Below are 17,852 nucleotides of genomic sequence, written 5' to 3'. Positions count from 1 at the left end.
GAACTTTTTTAATATTACCATACAAGTTATTACTTGTCAATAATATTTTTTGGTTTAATCATCGTTTTTGATGACTTTTACATCTTAAAACTTAATTTTAATCTTGTCAATAATTTTCTAAGTAAAATTAAGTCTTTGTCCTGTTTGCTAAGGACAAGACATATTTTATCAAAAAATAAAATATATATATTAAGTTCAAACTTATTTTATATAACTTATCATTATATTTCTATTTGTATCTAAGCTTTACTCCATTTTTTATATATTGATACACCAGGAATAGTTTTACTTGTTATCAGCTATATCAATCCTTTTATTATAAAAAATAATAATTCCCTGTCTTTAGAAGAGACTTATTTGTCTTAATCAGACTTTAAGTCTTATCCTACAAACAGGGAATTATTATTATAGTTTATTTATATCATTTTCAACATCGCTATCTAATATTTCTTCAACTTCAACTGCATCTTCACAGTTAATTTTTGCGGTAGCTACAACTTTTTCATCCTCTTCTGTTTTCATCAACGTAACACCCATAGCGTTTCTGCTTGTTGTTGATATATCAGATACATTAAGTCTTATAGCAACATTACTACTGTTGATGAGCATCATCTCGTCTCCGTCTTTTACAACCCTTGCACCAACAATAGAACCTGTTTTTTCTGTTATCTTATAAGTTATTATTCCTTTTCCACCTCTTCTATGGGCAGTATATTCTGTTACTGGTGTTCTTTTTCCGAATCCATTTTCACTTATAACTAGAACATCATGATCCTCTTCCACGATATCCATAGTAACAGCTATGTCCCCTTCTCTTAGGGTTATACCTCTTACCCCAGTGGCGGTTCTTCCCATAGGCCTTACGTCTGTTTCATTAAATCTTATAGCGTAGCCATTTCTAGTGAATATAATTATTTCACTTTCTCCTGTGGTCATTCTAACACCTATAAGTTCATCTCCATCTTTTAGGTTTATTGCATTTATACCATTCTTTCTTGCTGAAGAATATTGGCTTACCTGAGTCTTCTTTACTAATCCTTCTTTTGTTCCCATTATGAAATAATTATTTTTATCCACTTCTTTAAAGGTTATAACTGCTTGTATTCGTTCCTCAGCTTCCATAGGTATTAAATTTATAAGATTGGTTCCCTTTGCAGTTCTTCCTGCCTCTGGTATTTCATATCCTTTTAACTTATAGACTCTTCCTTTGTTGGTAAAGAATAAAATAATGTTATGAGTAGAAGTAATAAACATGTGCTCTACAAAATCATCTTCTTTTGTAGCCATTGCCTGTATTCCCTTTCCCCCTCTTTTTTGAGCTGAATAGGTATCTGCAGCTATTCTCTTTATGTAGCCAGCATGAGTAAGGGTTATAACTACTTCTTGTTCTTGTATTAAATCCTCTATATTAATCTCATTGTCATTTTTCTGTATCTCTGTTTTTCTTTCGTCACCATATTTGATCTTTATTTCCATTAATTCTTCTTTTATTATTTTTAATACTAGCTCTTCTTTTTCTAGAACTTCTCTAAAATAAGTAACACTCTTCATCAATTCATTGTATTCATCTTCAATTTTTTCTCTTTCTAATCCCGTAAGTCTTTGTAATCTCATATCAAGTATGGCCTGAGCTTGTTTTTCAGATAAGTTAAACTTACTTATAAGTCCATTTCTAGCTTCTTCAGTATTTCTTGATGCTCTTATTAGGTTTATAACTTCGTCTATATGATCAAGTGCAATTCTTAACCCTTCTAAGATATGAGCACGAGCAAGGGCCTTATCTAGATCAAACTTAGTTCTTCTTCTTATAACTTCCTTTTGAAAATCTAAATAGTGAACAAGAACTTGTTTTAAATTTAAAACTTGAGGTTCATTATTTACTAAAGCAAGCATAATGATACCAAACGTATCTTGCATCTTAGTATGCTTATAAAGTTGATTTAGTACTATATTAGGATTTGCATCCCTTTTTAGTTCTATTACTATTCTCATACCATCTCTGTCTGATTCATCTCTTAAGTCTGATATACCTTCTATTCTTTTGTCTTTAACTAAGTCTGCTATATTTTCTATTAATCTTGCTTTATTAACCTGATAAGGTATCTCAGTTACGATAATTCTATGTCTTCCCTTTTCTTCTTCTATCTCAGCTCTTGCTCTTACAACAACTTTTCCTCTTCCAGTTTCATAAGCAGATCTAATTCCTGAAGTACCATGTATTATTCCTGAAGTTGGAAAGTCTGGTCCCTTAATTTCAGACATTAGATCTAAAATAGAACACTCTGGGTTATCAATTAGAATATTTATTCCATTTATAACTTCTGTTAAGTTATGTGGCGGTATATTAGTAGCCATACCTACTGCAATTCCCGCTGAACCATTAACAAGTAAGTTAGGAAATCTTGAAGGTACTACAGAAGGCTCTTGTTCTTCTCCATCAAAATTTGGAACAAAATCTACTGTATTTTTATTAATATCTCTTAACATTTCCAGTGTTATTTTATTCATTTTAGCCTCTGTATATCTCATTGCAGCGGCACTATCACCATCAACAGATCCAAAGTTTCCATGACCATTAATAAGTGTATATCTAATAGAGAAATCCTGTGCTAATCTAACTAATGCATCATAAACTGCTGTGTCTCCATGAGGATGATATTTACCCAACACGTCTCCAACAATTCTTGCGCACTTTCTAAATCCCTTTTCTGGAGTTAATCCAAGTTGATACATTGAATAAAGAATTCTTCTATGTACAGGCTTTAAACCATCTCTTACATCTGGTAATGCACGACCTACGATAACACTCATGGCATAGTCTATATAGCTTTTTTTCATTTCATGGCTTATCTCTATCGGTAAAACCTTTCCTTCATTAAACATCAATTACACCTCTTTATTATATATCTAGGTTTATAACTTTTTTCGCATTTTCTTGTATGAACTCTCTACGAGGCTCTACCTTGTCACCCATAAGTATAGTGAAAATTTCATCAGCTGCCATAGCATCATCTACTGTTACTTGAAGTAGAACTCTTTCTTCTGGATTCATAGTAGTATCCCAAAGCTGTGTGGCATCCATTTCTCCAAGACCTTTGTATCTTTGAATATTTGTATTATTATCTTTTCCGCCTACATCTTGAAGTAATTGCTCTAATTCTTTATCACTATATGCATAGTAATCTTTTTTATTTTTAGTAAGCTTATAAAGTGGTGGTTGAGCTACATATACATGTCCTTGGTCCACTAGTTCCTTCATATACCTATAAAAAAATGTAAGTAACAATGTTCTTATATGTGCACCATCTACATCTGCATCTGTCATTATAATTATTCTATCGTATCTTATTTTTTCTATATCAAAGTCTTTACCTATTCCTCCACCGAATGCTGTTATCATAGATCTTATTTCTTCATAGCCTAAAATCTTATCTAATCTTTGTTTTTCAACATTCATTATTTTACCACGAAGAGGTAATATAGCTTGAAATCTTCTATTTCTTCCCTGTTTAGCTGAACCACCTGCAGAATCTCCCTCTACCAAGTAGATTTCACATTCCTTAGGGTCCTTAGAAGAACAGTCTGCTAGCTTACCAGGTAAGGAGGTACTTTCTAATACAGATTTACGTCTTGTAAGCTCTCTTGCTTTTCTAGCTGCTTCTCTTGCTCTTGCTGCCATTAATCCTTTTTCAAGTATTGATTTAGCTATTTGAGGATTCTCTTCTAAGAAAGAACTTACTCCTTCACCAACTATGTTGTCAACTATTCCACGAACTTCGCTATTTCCAAGTTTAGTTTTAGTTTGACCTTCAAATTGAGGATCAATAAGTTTAACTGATACAACTGCAGTTAAACCTTCTCTAATATCTTCTCCAGATAAGTTTTTGTCACTTTCTTTTAATATTCCAAACTTTTTTGCGTAATCATTAAGAACCCGAGTTAGAGCCGATTTAAATCCGGATAGATGTGTTCCACCTTCTGCAGTGTCTATATTATTAGCAAAAGAGAATATATTTTCAATATATCCATCATTATACTGAATAGCAACCTCTACGCTGTAATCATCTTTCTTACCTTCTACATATATTGGTTCTTTTTGAATGGTTTCCTTGTTTCTATTTAGATACTCTACAAATGATTTTATGCCGCCCTCATAGTAAAAAACTTCTTTCTTGTCATTTCGTTCATCTGATAAAGTTATACTTATTCCTTTATTTAGAAAGGCAAGTTCTCTAAGCCTTTGAGCTAAAGTATCATAGTCATACTCTGTTTCCTCAAATATCTGAGTATCTGGCTTGAAATGAGTTTTTGTTCCATGTTCTTCAGTATTACCAACAGAATCTAGGTCTGTTACAGCTTTACCTCTATTGTAAACTTGTTTCCATATGTGTCCTTCTCTTTTAACTTCAACTTCACAAAGCTCAGACAAAGCATTTACAACTGAAGCTCCAACACCATGAAGTCCACCAGATACTTTATATCCTCCACCACCAAATTTTCCTCCAGCATGAAGTACTGTCATTATAACTTCTACAGTAGGCTTTTGCATCTTAGGATGTATTCCAACAGGCATTCCCCTTCCATCATCAACTACAGTTATGGAGTTATCTTCATGTATGTAAACATCTATATTTTCGCAAAAACCCGCCAATGCCTCATCTATACTGTTATCAACTATTTCGTATACTAAGTGATGAAGCCCTCTTGCATTTGTACTACCTATATACATTCCTGGCCTTTTTCTTACTGCTTCTAACCCTTCTAATACCTGTATCTGACTTTCATCATAAACTTCATTTTTATTTTCAGACATATTCATCCTCCTATCTTAAAGTTCGTAGTATAAAGTTTCTGATCTTTTGTTTAACGTGGATGAAGATATAGGCGATAAATAAATCTTACTCTTCTTATCAACTTCGGCGATAATAAAAGATTTAGGTTTATCTTTCGTAATTCTTTGAACAAATCCGTCCTCTTCTGCCATTCTTAAAAATTGAATAGTATCAGAACTATACATTGAAGTTTCAACATCAAATATACCGATTATATCTTTTATTGGTACAACTATATTTTCTCCTAAATGTAGGAACATAAAATAATCTCCTTTCAAACTCTAAACTTTGCTCACTATTCCATTTTTAACCATAAATAATTGTGCCTCGTCCTTTAAATAACTTTTTATATCTCCAATACCTGTACATGTTATAAAAGTTTGCACGTTCTTAATAGAACTTAATATATATTTTTGCCTATTCATATCAAGTTCAGATAATACATCATCAAGTAAAAGTACAGGATATTCCCCTGTAACATCTTTTATTATTTCCAAAGAGGCAAACTTAATAGTTAAAACAGATGTTCTTTGTTGCCCTTGTGAACCAAAGCTTCTTGTATCTACTCCATTTATACTTATATCAAAGTCATCTCTATGAGGTCCTAAAGAAGTAACTCTTTTTTCAATATCTTTTTTCCTATTTGCTGCAAAAAACTCTAATAGTTCTTCTTCTGCCTTATCCATGTTTTTTATGGACGTAACATACTTAAACTCTATATTCTCAGCACCGGTAGTTATATCACTATGTATTATTCTACCCTTTTCGCTTAGCTTTTTTACATATTGTTCTCTTAATTTGATAATAACTGCTCCATACTTAGAGAGTTGTTCATCATAGACCTGAAGCATATTTCCGCTATGTTCGTTCCATCTTTTTAATATAGCATTTCTCTCATTTAATGCCTTATTATATTGGACTAAGTTGAAATAATACTTTTTACTTAATTTGCACAACTCTATATCTAGAAATTTCCTCCTGTATAATGGAGATTCTTTAACTATTTTTAAGTCCTCTGGCGAAAACATTACCACATTAAAAACACCAATTAATTCCGAAATTTTATTCAACTTAATGGAATTTACATTAATGCCTTTTTTTCCTTCTTTAAATATTTTTATCTCTATTTTTTTATCAAGTCTTTCCTTTGCCACATATACTTTTATGTAAGCCTCTTTTCCATTCCAATTTATAAGTTCCTTATCCTTAGTTGTTCTAGGCGACTTTCCAATACTGCAATAATATATACTTTCTAGAATGTTTGTTTTTCCTTGGGCGTTATCGCCTATAAAAACATTTATACTTTTATTTAAATCGACACTTAACTCTTTGTAATTTCTAAAATTAGCAAGTTGTAAATACTTAATATACATAAAAACACCCAAATATAATTATATCACAATATATTTAATTAACAATTAACAATAAATCTTTACTCAGCAAACTACAAGATACTGTATATTTCTCCATCAAAATCAATAGTGTCACCACTCTTAAGTTTTTTACCTCTTCTAGTTTCAATTTCTCCATTTACTTTAACATGACCTTCTTGAATTAGCATTTTAGCCTCAGATCCTAATGATACAGCTCCAACCCATTTTAAGAATGAGTCTAATTTTATAAAATCTGTATTTATTTTTATTTCTTTCATCTTTCTATCTCCATTTATTTATATTTAACTATTTAATAGTCTTACAGGTAATACCAAATAAGTACAATTATTTATTTCTTTGTTTCTAATAACGCAAGGGCTTACACTACTAGAGAATTCCATAACAATCTCTTCTTCTTCCATAATTTTTAAAACATCTATAAGATATTTAGAATTAAATGCAATTTGAAGAGACTGACCTTGCAAAATTATATTTAATTCTTCTCTTACCATTCCCAATTGAGAATTAGATGTTATAATCATATTTTCTTCTTCCATGCTTAATTTAATAAGGTTTGTGTTACCATCCTTAGCCATTAATGATGCTCTTTCTATGCAATGTAATAAATCGCCTCTTTTTGCTATAACCTTAAGATTATATTCTTCAGGAATTATAGAATTATATCTTATAAACTCACCTTCTAAAAGTCTGGATATTATTTTAGTGTAACCTAGATTAAACAATATGTGGTTAGGTGTAAATGTTATATTTACATTTTCATCATCTTCTTCTAGTATCTTAGATACTTCACTTAAAGTTTTTCCTGGAATTACTGCACTTATGACATTATCCGTACTTAAATTTTCAGATCTTACAGCCAATCTATAACCATCAAGTGCTACTAAATTTAAATTATTATTATTGATTTCAAATAAAACGCCAGTAAGTATTGGCCTTGTTTCATCCTGTGCTGTTGCAAATATCGTACTTTTTATCATATTTCTCAGTATTCTTTGAGGTACAGAGAATATCATATTTTCATTAATACTTGGAAGTAACGGAAAGTCTTCTCCATTCATATGTATGAGAGTAAATCTAGACTTTTGGCATAATATTTCTATAGAATTATTCTCTATTGTGTTTATGCTGACTACATCATTAGGTAACTTTCTAATTATTTCACCAAATAATCTTGCATCAATAACTATATTTCCTTCTTCTATTATTTCAGCTTTTATTTTTGTTTCTATACTTAAATCTATATCTGAACCAATTAAAGTTATTTCATTATTCTTAGCTTTTATTAAAATTCCATTTAAAATAGGCATTGTAGATTTTCCTGTAACAGCTTTTTGGGCTGTGGATATACCTTCTTGTAATATTGATTTTTCACATGTGAACTTCATTATTTGTAGCCTCCTTATTCACAATAAATTTGATATAGTATTAGATTAGATAATTATTAACTATTAGTAGTAATAGTAGTAGGGCCTGTGATTATGTGGATAACCCATAAAGCTGTTGATACACTTAAATTTTGAGAAAAAATAATTGTGGATAAGTAAATCATAAAAAATTGACTTTATCCACATAAGTAAAAACAAAATAGATTATATTTCGTTATCCACAATGTATTATATAACTAATATAAACACATGTTAATAATTTATTTTTGGTTTATTCTTTTAGTAAGATCACTTACAGAATTTTGTAGACCTTCATCTACCTTTAGATTTTCAGATATTTTTTCGTAGGCATGTATTACTGTAGTGTGATCTCTTCCGCCAAACTCCTCTCCGATCTTAGGAAGAGACATATCTGTGAGTTTTCTGCATAGGTACATAGCTATTTGTCTTGGGAATGCTATATTTCTAGTTCTTCTTGAAGACTTTAAGTCATCTACTTTAAGACTAAAGTAATTTGCAACTACATCTTGAATTAAATCAATAGTTACTTGTTTAGATTGTTTACTAGATATTATGTCTTTTAGTGCCTCTGAAGCTAGATCTACACTTATTTCTTTATTAGTTAAAGAAGAAAATGCTACAATTCTTATTAAAGCACCTTCAAGTTCTCTAATATTGGCTTTAATCTTTGTAGCTATATAAACCATAACCTCATTCGGTATATTTAGGTTTTCTACGTCTGCTTTTTTCTTAAGGATAGCCATCCTGGTTTCAAAATCTGGTGGTTGAATATCTGCTATAAGTCCCCATTCAAATCTAGATCGCAATCTATCTTCAAGAGTAGGGATTTCTTTTGGTGGTCTATCGCTTGAAAGAATTATTTGTTTGTTAGCTTCGTGTAATGCATTAAAAGTATGGAAAAATTCTTCCTGAGTTCTTTCTTTACCACCAATAAATTGAACATCATCGATTAATAGAACATCTATGTTTCTATATTTATTTCTAAATTGCTCATTTTTATCATCCTTAATCGAATTTATCAGCTCATTTGTAAATTTCTCAGAGGAAACATACATAACTTTTGAGCTTGGGTTATTTTCTAGTATGTAATGCCCTATAGCATGCATTAAGTGGGTTTTTCCAAGACCAACTCCACCATATATGAATAGGGGATTATAAGCCTTTGCAGGGGCTTCTGCTACTGCTAAAGACGCTGCATGGGCAAATCTATTGCTATTGCCAATGACAAAAGAGTTAAAAGTATATTTCGGATTCAACATAGTAGACATTTCATCATTAACTATAATATTAGATTTTCTTTCTTTTTTTTGTTTCGGTTCATCGGATTCAACATCTTCTTCAGAAAGTATAGTAAATTGTACATTATACTTCTTTGATGTTATAAGTTTTAATGCATTAACTATTAAATCTTTGTATCTGCTATTAAGTATTCCACGAGTAAAATCATTTGGAACACCTAATTTTACGGTGTCATTTTCTATTGATATAGGATCTATACTTTTAATCCATGTGTTAAAACTTACTTCTGTAAGTTCACCTTTTATTATGTTTAGAGTCTTTTCCCATATTTCTTTTGGATGGGCATTCATCTTATATCCTCCAGTCTAGAATGATAAAAAATAAAAATTAACAGTATATAAACAAAATTATAAACACCATTATATTTTTTTGACAAATGTTCATTAAAATATTCACATGTTAATAAATTTGTTTACAATTTAAAATAAAAAAAGTTATCAACAAATTTGAAAAATAAAGTATTAACATCATAAATAGTGAATAGTCTCAGAAAATCAGTCAATAATATGAATAAAATACTAGTTTCAAGAGTAAATTGAACAAGTTATACACAAAGTTATCAACAGTTGTGGATAAGTAGTTAAAAATAAAAGTTATTCACAACTCTCTATTAATAATATCAAAACCTGACAACCTATTCAAGAAGTTATCCACAAAAAAAGTAATAAAAAATATTAACAGGTAAATTTTTATACCTTTTAGTTGTTACAGAATTTATATTGACATTGGAACTTCATGAATATATAATTTAATAGTAAAACCTTAAAAAGCCGGTATATGGCTTAAATACTTTAAATTAAGGAAGCTTAGTTTTCAGTAATTGTCCTCATAAACTTAAGTAATGTGGAGAGGTAAATATAACTTACTTAAAAGGGGGTGTAGCGACATGTGGATGACTTATCAACCAAAAAAGAAACAAAGAAAGAAAGAGCATGGATTCAGAAAGAGAATGAGTACTGCATCTGGAAGAAATGTTCTTAAGAGAAGAAGACAAAAAGGTAGAAAAAGATTAACAGCATAAGGGCCGCTTTTGTGGCCTTTTTCTGCAACTGCAGAAAAAAGGAGCAAAGTATAAATGAAAGAAACTAAAATAAGAAAGAATGCAGAATTTAGAGCTGTATATAGAAGGGGAAAGTCTTTTTCAAATAACCTATTAGTTCTATATATATATAAGAATAAAAAATCTATAAATAGAGTAGGAATATCAGTAAGTAAAAAAGTTGGTAAGAGCGTTGTAAGAAGTCGTGTTAAAAGGTTAATAAAAGAATGTTATAGGTTAAATAATAGCAATTTAAAATTAGGTTATGATTTGGTTTTTATAGCTAGGACAGCCGCAAGTGATAAAAGTTATAGTGAAATAGATAACGCTATTAAAAATATTTTTAAGAAGGCAGGCCTATATGGTTAAATGAAAGAATTTTTAGTTTTTTTGATTAGATTATATAGAAAATACATATCTCCTTTAAAAAGACCATGTTGTAGGTTTTATCCTACTTGTTCTCAATATGCTTTAGATTGTTTAGAAAAATATGGTGTTTTAAAAGGTGGATTTATGGCTATAAATAGAATATTAAGATGTAATCCTTTTAGTAAAGGTGGATATGATCCAGTTAAATAAATCGTCAGGAGGTTTATAATTTGCAGTATTTAAATAATGCATTTGTACAATTCTTTGAGTTCGTACACCAAGGTGTTTTTTCCTTATTTCCTAGTAAAAATGTTTCTTATGGTATAGCAATAATTTTAATGACACTTATAATTAGGCTTATACTACTTCCTTTAAATATAAAGCAAATGAAGTCTTCATTAGTTATGAACGAGCTGCAGCCAGAAACTAAAAAAATACAGGACAAATATAAAAGTGACCCGCAAAAAGCTCAGCAAGAAATTATGAAGATGTATAAAGAAAGAGGTGCAAATCCACTAAGTGGATGTTTGCCAATGCTTATACAATGGCCTATTTTCATAGCGCTTTATTATGTGTTTAACAATTTACATGGAATAAGTGGTGTTCATTTTCTATGGATAAAAGATTTAGCTAGCAGAGATATACTTCTGGCTATACTTTCAGGGGCTACTACATATTTCTCAGGAAAATTAATGATGCCTTCAGGCAACAGTGCTCAGGCAAAGCAATCAGCTACTATGAATATAAGTATGTCTATATTTATGATATTTATTAGTTGGAGCCTAAAATCAGCATTAGTATTGTACTGGGTAGTAAACAATTTAATACAGATAGCACAGACACTAGTTATGAAAAAAGTTGATATAAATAAAGGCTCTAGTAAAGCCTAGGGGGTGGTTTTATGAAGGTTATTGAAATGACCGGAAGAACTGTTGAAGAAGCCTTGAAAAATGCTCTCAATGAATTAAAGATTACAGAAGATAAAGTTGAAGTAGAGGTTTTAGATGCAGGAAATAAGGGATTTTTAAGCTTAATAGGGGCAAGACCAGCAAAAATAAGGGTAAAAGTTAAAAGAGACTATATATATGAAGCTAAGAACTTCATAAGAGATGTCTTAAATTCTATGGAAATTAAAGCTGAGATAAAAATAGAAGAGGAAGATAACATCATAAAAATATTTTTAACAGGTCCTGACATGGGAATACTTATAGGATATAGAGGAGAGACTTTAGATTCACTTCAATACCTCATAAGTCTTGTAATAAACAAGGGACATGATGGAGAATATAAAAGAGTAGTTTTGGACACTGAGAATTATAGGATAAAGAGAGAAGAAACACTAAAAAGATTGGCAAGAAGAATAGCTGATAAGGTTAGGAGAACTGGAAAATCTGTTAAGTTGGAGCCGATGAATCCTTATGAAAGAAGAGTAATTCATTCTGCCCTTCAAAATGATTTTTATGTAAAAACCTACAGTGAGGGCGACGAGCCTTTTAGAAGAGTCGTAGTGGATTTAAAGAAAGCCTAGTATTATGGCTTTCTTTTTGCTTTATTGTAAATAATATACGATATTAGATAGATAGAAGGAGTGGGAAAATGAAAGAATTTGATACAATAACGGCTATTGCTACTGTTTTAGGTGAAGGTGGTATATCAATTATAAGGGTTTCTGGACACAAGTCTTTAGAGATAGTAAATAATATGTTCAGAGGTAAAAATGGAGATACATTAATGGGTATAAAGCCATATACAATGAAATATGGCTTTATATTGGATACTGAAAGTGGAGATGTATTAGATGAGGTACTAGTAAGTTTTATGAAGGGACCTAGAAGTTTCACTGCAGAAGATACTGTTGAAATAAATTGTCATGGAGGAGTTGTTGCTACTAAAAGAATACTTGAGGAAGTAATTAGAAATGGAGCAAGACTTGCGGAACCAGGTGAGTTTACTAAAAGAGCCTTTTTAAATGGAAGAATTGATTTAAGTCAAGCAGAGGCAGTTATAGATATAATAAGAGCTAAAACTGAACTATCAATGAAATCAGCAGTGCAGCAATCAGGTGGTAGAGTTTCTAAAGAAATAAATGGTGTTAGGGGAAAACTATTAGAAATTATAGCACATATAGAGGCTACGGTAGATTATCCAGAAGATGATCTAGAAGAGATGACTTCAGAGAAGGTTTCTATACAATTAGATAATATATTACAGCAAATAAATAATATATTAAGTACAGCTGATGAAGGAAAAATAATTAGAGAAGGACTCAATACAGTTATAGTAGGTAAGCCTAATGTAGGAAAATCTTCTCTTTTGAACTCACTTCTTATGGAACAAAGGGCAATTGTCACTGACGTTCCAGGGACAACTAGAGATGTTATTGAAGAATATATAAATATAGAAGGAGTTCCTATAAAAATTATAGATACAGCAGGTATAAGAGAAACCAAGGATTTGGTAGAGAAGATAGGAGTAGAAAAATCTAAGGAAAAAATAAATGAAGCAGATTTAATTATACTTATGTTAGATTTAAGTAGAGAATTAGATGAAGAAGATAGAGAAATTATAGACAATATAAAAGATAAAAAGTATATTGTGTTATTAAATAAATCTGATTTAAATGGTAAAATAGATAAAGATGATCTTAAAGGGTTAAATTCACAATACGTAATACAAACTTCTGCTAAAACTGGTGAAGGGCTAGAAATGTTAAAAGATTGCATAAAGGAACTTTTCTTTAGGGGAGAAGTTAAGTCTAATGAAGTTATTATAACAAATACTAGACATAAAGAAGCATTAATTAAAGCAAGAGAGCATTGTATTCAAGGCTTAGAAGCATTGAGGAATACTTCAGCAATAGACCTAGCATCTATCGATATAAGAAATGCTTGGAGTAGCCTTGGTGAGATTACCGGTGAGACTTTAGAAGAAGATATAATAGATAAGATATTTTCAGAATTTTGTTTAGGAAAGTAGGTATATTTTATGGAGTATTTCGGTGGAGAATTTGATGTAATTGTAGTTGGTGCAGGGCATGCTGGTTGTGAAGCTGCCCTTGCTTCAGCAAGAATTGGGTGTAAGACTTTGTTTTGTACAATGAATTTAGACAGTATTGCCTTTATGCCATGTAATCCAAGTATAGGAGGAACTGCCAAAGGTCACTTGGTTCGAGAAATAGATGCTCTAGGTGGAGAAATGGGAATAAATATAGATAACACTTTCATTCAATCTAGGATGCTTAATACCTCAAAAGGTCCTGCAGTATATTCGCTAAGGGCACAAGCTGATAAAAATAAGTATTCAGCAAGAATGAAGAAGGTAGTTGAAAGTGAACCTAACCTATATTTAAGACAGTTAGAGGTAATTGACATTAGAACAGAAGGTGGCAAAGTCGTTGGTGTACTAACAAAGAATGGGGCTTACTTTAAGACTAAAAATGTAGTACTTGCAACAGGAACTTATCTAAAAGGAAAAGTAATTATAGGAGATGTGAGCTATAACTGTGGACCAAATGGATTTATGCCTTCTAATGATTTGTCACAGAGTTTGATAAATCTTGGTATTGAACTTAGAAGGTTTAAAACAGGAACTCCTGCGAGGGTTCATAGAAGAAGTGTAGATTTTTCAAAGATGATAGAGCAAAAAGGCGATGAAAAAATAGTTCCGTTTTCATTTATGAGTGAAAACATAGATAGGGAACAAATATCTTGTTATTTAACATATTCTACAGATGAAACCCTTAAAGTTATACAGGATAACATTCATAGATCGCCACTATATAATGGATCAATTAAATCAGTTGGACCAAGATATTGTCCTTCTATTGAAGATAAAGTAGTTAGATTTCCAGATAAAGAAAAACATCAGATATTTATTGAACCAGAAGGTGAGAATACAGAAGAACTTTATGTTGGAGGTGCATCTAGCTCTTTGCCAGAGGATGTTCAGCTTGAAATGTACAGAACAATAATTGGTCTTGAAAATGTAGAAATTGTAAGAACTGCCTATGCAATAGAATATGATAGTATAAATCCTCTTCAATTAAAGCCATCATTAGAGTTTAAACATATAGAAGGCTTATTTGGAGCTGGACAGTTAAATGGAACATCAGGATATGAAGAAGCAGCAGCTCAAGGAATCATTGCGGGAATAAATGCTGCTCTTAGGGTTAAAGAACAAGATCCGTTGGTTCTAAAAAGATCTGATGGATATATAGGAGTATTAATTGATGACTTGGTAACTAAAGGAACTGAGGAACCTTATAGAATGATGACATCACGCTCAGAGTACAGATTATTGCTAAGGCAAGATAATGCAGACTTAAGATTAACGGAAATGGGATATAAAGTTGGAAGCGTCAGCAAGGAAAGATATAAGAGATTTTTAGATAGAAAAAGCGCTATAGAACAAGAAATTGAAAGAATCAAAAATTTAAATATTACACCTAAAAAAGATGTGTTAGAGTTTTTAGCTACATTAGACTCATCAGAATTAAAAAAAGTGACCAGTTTTTATGAGCTTATTAAAAGACCAGAACTTGACTATTTTAATTTAGAACCACTAGATAAAGATAGACCAGAACTTACCTTTGATGTGAAAGAGCAGGTAAACATTATAGCAAAATATGAAGGGTATATAAACAAACAGCTTGAACAAATTGAACAGTTTAAAAAGTTTGAAACAAAACTAATACCACAGAGTATTGACTATAATGAGGTAAAGGGACTTAGAATAGAGGCTATTCAAAAATTAGGTAAAATAAGACCTATTAGCGTAGGGCAGGCTTCTAGAATTTCAGGTGTTTCACCTGCTGATATATCAGTATTGTTAATCTATCTTGAACGTGAGTATAGAGAAAAAAAGTAAAATATAAATAGAATGGAGAATAGACTATGGATTATTTCCAAATTATGAATTCTGCATGTTTAGATGTACAGTTAGACTTTAATGAGGATATGTATAATAAGTTTATGCAGTACAAAGATATGATTAAGGAATGGAATGAAAAGATAAATCTTACCGCTATAACAGAAGATGAACAAATGGTAAAAAAGCATTTTATTGATTCTATAAAAATTTTTAAATTTTCTCCTTTAAGAGAGGCTAAAAGTATAATTGATATAGGTACAGGAGCTGGTTTTCCTGGTATACCTATTAAGCTAGTAAAACCAGATGTAGATATGACACTTTTAGATTCATTAAATAAAAGAATTATTTTCTTAAATGAAGTTATAAATAAGTTAGAGTTGAAGGAAATAAAAACAATTCATGGAAGAGCTGAAGATTTTTCAAGAAAAATAGAATACAGGCAGTCTATTGATGTCGTCGTATCTAGAGCTGTTGCTAATCTTGCTGTTCTAAGTGAACTGTGTATACCTTATGTAAAGATTGGTGGATATTTTGTAGCTATGAAAGGACCATCAGTAGAAGAAGAAATTAAAGAAGGAAAATCAGCTGTCTCTATACTTGGTGGTAAAATAGAAGATATAATAGAAATAGAGATAGAAGACAGTAACTTAAATCACAACCTAGTGGTAATAAGAAAAGTAAAAGAAACTCCTAAAGCTTACCCTAGAAAAGCAGGGACAGCCACAAAAAAGCCGCTAAAGTAGATTAATATTTAATAATAAAGGCAATTGTAGTAATTTGTCGTACAAAAATTATAAAAAATAGAAGGATTTTATAAAAGAATAGAGAAATGTTAATAATAGGAAAGCACAAGAGGGATGGTTAAGTATGCAAAAGAATATTAGTTATGTGTCTGTAGATTTAATTTTGCCTAATGTATATCAACCTAGAAAGTATTTTGATGAAGAGGCATTGGAAGAGTTATCCCAATCAATAAATACATATGGTATAATTCAACCTTTATCTGTTAGGAGATTAGGTGAAAATAGATATGAATTAGTGGCAGGTGAGAGAAGACTTAGGGCTGCCAAAAAGGCAGGTTTAGAAGAAGTACCAGTTATTGTAGTTGATATTACGGACAGTGAATCTGCAGCAATAGCACTTCTAGAAAACCTACAAAGAGAGAACTTGAACTTTCTAGAGGAGGCTGAGGCTTATTATAATTTAATAAGGGATCATTCCTATACTCAAGAAAAATTAGCACAGCTTATAGGAAAAAAACAATCTACTATTGCAAATAAGATAAGATTGTTAAAGCTAGAACACAAAATTAGGATAATGCTATTAGAAAGCAATTTAACGGAACGACATGCTAGAGCATTACTTAAGTTACCTGATGAAAAACTGCAGGAAAAAGTTCTGAAGGTTGTGATCAAGAGAAATCTAAATGTAAAAGCAACTGAGGATCTTATAGAAAAAGAGTTAAGTAAAATAGAAAAACAAAAAGGCATTGTAACTAAAAAGAAAATTAAAGGAATATTTTCACCAAAAGTTTATATAAATACTGTTAAACAGGTTTTTGACAAATATGGACTTAATGCAGAATATAAATCAAAGGACCTGGATGATAAAATTGAAATCACTATAACTATACCAAAAAAATAGAATGTTTCACGTGAAACATTTTATCCCATAATTACTTTCAAATATTTTATTTTATTAATTTATCTCATTTTTATTTAGTTCTTAGGCAAATGCTTAAGAACTTTTTTTATAAATTAAAACTATCAGCAGAATTTTAAGAAAATCCGTATTTAGGGACTTTTAATATTTTTAATAAGAATATATAATTAAAATTAGATACCGAATTTTTGAAGGGTGGTGAATTTTATGAAGGTAATATCAATATTTAACCAAAAAGGAGGAGTAGGAAAAACTACTACCAGCATAAATCTAGGTTCTTATTTAGCTATGCAAGGGTATAAGGTATTAAATATAGATATAGATCCTCAGGGCAATACAACAAGTGGTCTTGGTTTTGATAAAAAAAGTATCAATTTATCTGTATATGATTTATTAACTTCAGATATAAGTATAGAGGAAGTTATTAAAAAATCTGAGCTAGTTGATAACTTTTTTATAGTTCCATCTACAATGGAACTAGCAGGTGCAGAAGTTGAACTTATAGGTAAGTCTAATAGGGAGAACATACTAAAAAGTAAAATAAGTAAGATTCAAGAAAAATTTGATTTTATATTTTTGGATTGTCCTCCTTCATTAGGGTTACTTACAATTAATGCACTTACATCATCGGATAGCGTATTGATACCAATTCAATGTGAATTTTATGCTCTAGAAGGTGTAGGACAACTTATGAACACTATTCAACTTGTTAAAAAGTCATTAAACAAAGAACTTCAAATTGAAGGTGTAATAATGAGCATGTATGATGGAAGAACTAAGTTGTCAAATGAAGTTGTTTCAGAAGTTAAAAAGTATTTTAAGGATAGTGTATATAATACAACAATTCCTAGAAATATAAGATTAGCAGAGTCTCCAAGTTTTGGATTACCAATAATGCTCTATGATGATAAGTGCAAAGGGGCAGAAGCATATGAAAATTTAGCACAGGAGTTTCTAGAAAGACAGAAGGAGTGAAAGTTAC

At 30.7% G+C, this 17,852-nt stretch carries 17 protein-coding genes; 10 read left to right on the top strand and 7 right to left on the bottom strand.

Translation table 11 applies throughout. The annotated features are described in order from the left end of the window. Window positions 1-405: 405 nt before the first annotated feature. The 7 genes from gyrA to dnaA form a co-directional block, all read right to left on the bottom strand. A complete protein-coding gene (gene gyrA, locus N4T77_RS13570; protein ID WP_261672341.1) occupies window positions 406-2,883 on the bottom strand; it encodes a DNA gyrase subunit A in 2,478 nt (825 codons plus the stop codon). A gap of 16 nt (window positions 2,884-2,899) precedes the next feature. After that, entirely contained in the window at window positions 2,900-4,813 is a 1,914-nt protein-coding gene (gyrB, locus tag N4T77_RS13565) for a DNA topoisomerase (ATP-hydrolyzing) subunit B (protein ID WP_261672340.1), read from the bottom strand. A 15-nt stretch (window positions 4,814-4,828) separates the two neighbouring features. Further along, window positions 4,829-5,092 carry an extracellular matrix regulator RemB gene (remB, locus tag N4T77_RS13560; RefSeq protein ID WP_261672339.1) on the bottom strand — a complete coding sequence of 88 codons (264 nt, stop codon included), beginning with the start codon at window positions 5,090-5,092 and terminating at the stop codon, window positions 4,829-4,831. A 21-nt stretch (window positions 5,093-5,113) separates the two neighbouring features. Further along, window positions 5,114-6,205 (bottom strand): DNA replication/repair protein RecF, encoded by a 1,092-nt coding sequence (gene recF, locus N4T77_RS13555; protein ID WP_261672338.1) that lies wholly within the window; start codon window positions 6,203-6,205, stop codon window positions 5,114-5,116. A gap of 71 nt (window positions 6,206-6,276) precedes the next feature. Beyond that, complete coding sequence (gene yaaA, locus N4T77_RS13550; protein ID WP_261672337.1) at window positions 6,277-6,483, bottom strand: S4 domain-containing protein YaaA; 207 nt, start codon at window positions 6,481-6,483, stop codon at window positions 6,277-6,279. Between the two features lie 24 nt (window positions 6,484-6,507). Continuing rightward, window positions 6,508-7,611 carry a DNA polymerase III subunit beta gene (gene dnaN / locus N4T77_RS13545; protein ID WP_261672336.1) on the bottom strand — a complete coding sequence of 368 codons (1,104 nt, stop codon included), beginning with the start codon at window positions 7,609-7,611 and terminating at the stop codon, window positions 6,508-6,510. 260 nt (window positions 7,612-7,871) lie between these two features. Further along, entirely contained in the window at window positions 7,872-9,221 is a 1,350-nt protein-coding gene (gene dnaA / locus N4T77_RS13540; protein WP_261672335.1) for a chromosomal replication initiator protein DnaA, read from the bottom strand. Between the two features lie 596 nt (window positions 9,222-9,817). Between dnaA and rpmH the strand changes: the two genes are divergently transcribed. The 10 genes from rpmH to N4T77_RS13490 all read left to right on the top strand — a co-directional run bounded on the left by rpmH (window position 9,818) and on the right by N4T77_RS13490 (window position 17,845). Beyond that, window positions 9,818-9,952 (top strand): 50S ribosomal protein L34, encoded by a 135-nt coding sequence (gene rpmH / locus N4T77_RS13535; RefSeq protein ID WP_261672334.1) that lies wholly within the window; start codon window positions 9,818-9,820, stop codon window positions 9,950-9,952. Between the two features lie 54 nt (window positions 9,953-10,006). Beyond that, window positions 10,007-10,339: a ribonuclease P protein component gene (gene rnpA / locus N4T77_RS13530; protein ID WP_261672333.1), complete on the top strand. Its 333-nt coding sequence runs from the start codon at window positions 10,007-10,009 to the stop codon at window positions 10,337-10,339. Then, window positions 10,340-10,549 (top strand): membrane protein insertion efficiency factor YidD, encoded by a 210-nt coding sequence (yidD, locus tag N4T77_RS13525; protein WP_261672332.1) that lies wholly within the window; start codon window positions 10,340-10,342, stop codon window positions 10,547-10,549. It abuts the gene before it with no gap. Between the two features lie 20 nt (window positions 10,550-10,569). Continuing rightward, a complete protein-coding gene (gene yidC / locus N4T77_RS13520; RefSeq protein WP_261672331.1) occupies window positions 10,570-11,229 on the top strand; it encodes a membrane protein insertase YidC in 660 nt (219 codons plus the stop codon). Between the two features lie 11 nt (window positions 11,230-11,240). Then, a complete protein-coding gene (gene jag / locus N4T77_RS13515) occupies window positions 11,241-11,867 on the top strand; it encodes an RNA-binding cell elongation regulator Jag/EloR (protein ID WP_261672330.1) in 627 nt (208 codons plus the stop codon). A 68-nt stretch (window positions 11,868-11,935) separates the two neighbouring features. Then, entirely contained in the window at window positions 11,936-13,315 is a 1,380-nt protein-coding gene (gene mnmE, locus N4T77_RS13510) for a tRNA uridine-5-carboxymethylaminomethyl(34) synthesis GTPase MnmE (RefSeq protein WP_261672329.1), read from the top strand. A 9-nt stretch (window positions 13,316-13,324) separates the two neighbouring features. Then, window positions 13,325-15,205 carry a tRNA uridine-5-carboxymethylaminomethyl(34) synthesis enzyme MnmG gene (gene mnmG, locus N4T77_RS13505; protein ID WP_261672328.1) on the top strand — a complete coding sequence of 627 codons (1,881 nt, stop codon included), beginning with the start codon at window positions 13,325-13,327 and terminating at the stop codon, window positions 15,203-15,205. Between the two features lie 26 nt (window positions 15,206-15,231). Then, window positions 15,232-15,951, top strand: coding sequence for a 16S rRNA (guanine(527)-N(7))-methyltransferase RsmG (rsmG, locus tag N4T77_RS13500; protein ID WP_261672327.1), 720 nt, complete (start codon window positions 15,232-15,234; stop codon window positions 15,949-15,951). 124 nt (window positions 15,952-16,075) lie between these two features. Beyond that, window positions 16,076-16,852 (top strand): nucleoid occlusion protein, encoded by a 777-nt coding sequence (noc, locus tag N4T77_RS13495; RefSeq protein WP_261672326.1) that lies wholly within the window; start codon window positions 16,076-16,078, stop codon window positions 16,850-16,852. Between the two features lie 225 nt (window positions 16,853-17,077). Beyond that, window positions 17,078-17,845, top strand: a complete 768-nt coding sequence (locus tag N4T77_RS13490) for a ParA family protein (RefSeq protein WP_261672325.1) — start codon at window positions 17,078-17,080, stop codon at window positions 17,843-17,845. Window positions 17,846-17,852 lie beyond the last annotated feature (7 nt).

The organism is Clostridium sp. CX1 (genome assembly GCF_025398335.1).
Classification (GTDB): domain Bacteria; phylum Bacillota; class Clostridia; order Clostridiales; family Clostridiaceae; genus Clostridium_AM; species Clostridium_AM tanneri.
Note: the sequence above shows the minus strand (reverse complement) of the source record. Positions and strands in the feature narration are given on the sequence as shown.